The sequence below is a fragment of the Borrelia persica No12 genome (assembly GCF_000500045.1).
Taxonomy (GTDB): domain Bacteria; phylum Spirochaetota; class Spirochaetia; order Borreliales; family Borreliaceae; genus Borrelia; species Borrelia persica.
Genome location: NZ_AYOT01000031.1, coordinates 1 through 1,428, shown reverse-complemented (window position 1 = coordinate 1,428; position 1,428 = coordinate 1). Strand labels below are relative to the sequence as shown.

The window sequence follows — 1,428 nt, the reverse complement described above, 5'->3', positions numbered from 1 at the left end:
GATAAATATAAAGATAGTCCACTGAGATTATTTGGATGTTTATCTCGAGAAAAAGAATTACAGTTTTTGTTTAAATCAACGTAAAGCAAGGTCCCCAATTGGGCACCCTGCTTTAATTTATGCTTTAAGTTTTGAATATCTCTTATAAACTGATTTAGCAATAGGCTTAGTTATTCTGATATAATCTTGAAATAACTTAATATTGTGCAGTAAAGCTTTGATAGAATGTTCGGATTTAAGAAGGCTTGGATCAAAGAAAGTAAAATCTGGGTAATCTAGATCATTAACTTTTTTCTTAGTCTTAACTAGGAAGGATTGTAAGTACATAACATAACCCGATAACTTAGCTTCATACTCACTTAAATCAGTGATATTATTGCTGTTTGGAGATATGGGTTCTTCTATTAATGTTGCAATAGTTGTACAACTGATAAGAAAAAATAGTGTTAGTAAGTATTTATATTTGTTCATTTAACTTTCCTTTAATATTTTGATATAAGCATTCATAATTTTGTTTCTCTTTGATCTTAAAGCAGATATGCGTTTTTTATTGACTTCTTTGTCTTTTGAATTTTCTATTATTTCAATGTTAAGCTTTAAAATATCTTCAAGCTCAGATAAAATCTTTATTGATTCACGACGCTCCATTTTAGTTAAATTATCTATATATAAGGAGTAAAAATAATTAACCACTTTGGTGAAGATATTAACGTAATTGGCAGTGTTATGTTTAGCAGGTGTTTTAATAATATCTGTGAATTTATTCAAAATATCAACGCCCAAAGAAATAGCATTTTCGTTCATAATGATCCTCTTTTGTGAAAAAAAATAAAATTAATGCAATCCAAGTAATATTGGATTGCAAATTAACCTTTACCAAATATCATAAATCTTTATCTTTGTCTTTATCTTTGGTTTTAAACTTAGTAACTAGGATGTTGATAATGTCTTTAGTTACTGGTTTAAGAAGAAAAACAAATAGAGAACCCATACCTAAAATGAGAAGAGCAATAATAATAAGTTTAGTGCCGTCAATATTAAGTAAAAGTTCAGATAAAGCACTCAGACTTTGCATAATCCTTTAACCTCGCTTTTTATAATAAATGGTATAGTTAAATATATAGCAAAAATATAAATATAGCAAAAAAAAATTATAACTTAAGAAGCAAAGGATTACCCCCCACGTTTTTTTGCATGTACCAACCTTCTAAAATATTATTTTCAAATAATGTACCACCGTGTACGGAAGCAAGTCTAAATATAGTCCTGTTAGTTGAAGAATAACTGTTGTACTGGATACTAACTTTTTTAGTAGCTTGTGAAGTTGAATTAGATATTACTTTGACTTTTACAATTAAGTAAATAGGCTTATTATCATATGAGCTATCTGTTTGTATAATGATTTCTTCATTTTCAGATTGTCGTGAG

Annotated in this window: 4 protein-coding genes; all 4 read right to left on the bottom strand. The window is 27.9% G+C overall.

The features are described 5' to 3' along the window. Positions 1–117 precede the first annotated feature (117 nt). Positions 118–471 (bottom strand): BBA14 family lipoprotein, encoded by a 354-nt coding sequence (locus U881_RS0100605; RefSeq protein ID WP_024652934.1) that lies wholly within the window; start codon positions 469–471, stop codon positions 118–120. Continuing rightward, positions 472–804: a BlyB family putative holin accessory protein gene (locus U881_RS0100600; protein ID WP_024652933.1), complete on the bottom strand. Its 333-nt coding sequence runs from the start codon at positions 802–804 to the stop codon at positions 472–474. Positions 805–883: 79 nt separating this feature from the next. After that, positions 884–1,075: a BlyA family holin gene (locus U881_RS0100595; RefSeq protein WP_024652932.1), complete on the bottom strand. Its 192-nt coding sequence runs from the start codon at positions 1,073–1,075 to the stop codon at positions 884–886. 76 nt (positions 1,076–1,151) lie between these two features. Further along, a partial coding sequence (locus U881_RS10265) for a DUF685 domain-containing protein (RefSeq protein ID WP_038363044.1) occupies positions 1,152–1,428 on the bottom strand: 277 nt, incomplete at its 5' end.